Origin of the sequence: Paenibacillus sp. S29, from assembly GCF_049319765.1 — a bacterium.
Lineage (GTDB): Bacteria > Bacillota > Bacilli > Paenibacillales > Paenibacillaceae > Paenibacillus > Paenibacillus polymyxa_B.
In genome coordinates this window covers 1-232 of the sequence record NZ_JBMOUI010000115.1, presented here as the reverse complement: position 1 = coordinate 232, position 232 = coordinate 1, and the positions used below count along the sequence as shown (strand labels likewise).

Sequence of the window (232 nt, the reverse complement as noted above, 5' to 3'; positions counted from 1 at the left end):
CACTCCAGAACCGTTCAGCCTCTGCTTTGTCCTGCCGCTCCAGCCATTCAATATATTCGCTGTATGGCGTTACCGGGACAAGCTCCGGCTTGCGGTCTTCGAGGATGGCAAAGTACGTATTAAATGCCTCTCCTACAATTAGGAACAAGCACCAGCCGTCCATCAAAATATGGTGGAAGCTCCACACAAAACGGTACGACTCCTCACCTGTACGCAAAATAGACACCCGCAT

Annotated in this window: 1 protein-coding gene; it reads right to left on the bottom strand. The window is 50.9% G+C overall.

Annotation, left to right across the window (positions count from 1 at the left end):
- The coding region (locus ACL9RM_RS26790) for a condensation domain-containing protein (RefSeq protein WP_414126729.1) at nt 1-232 on the bottom strand (232 nt) is incomplete at both ends.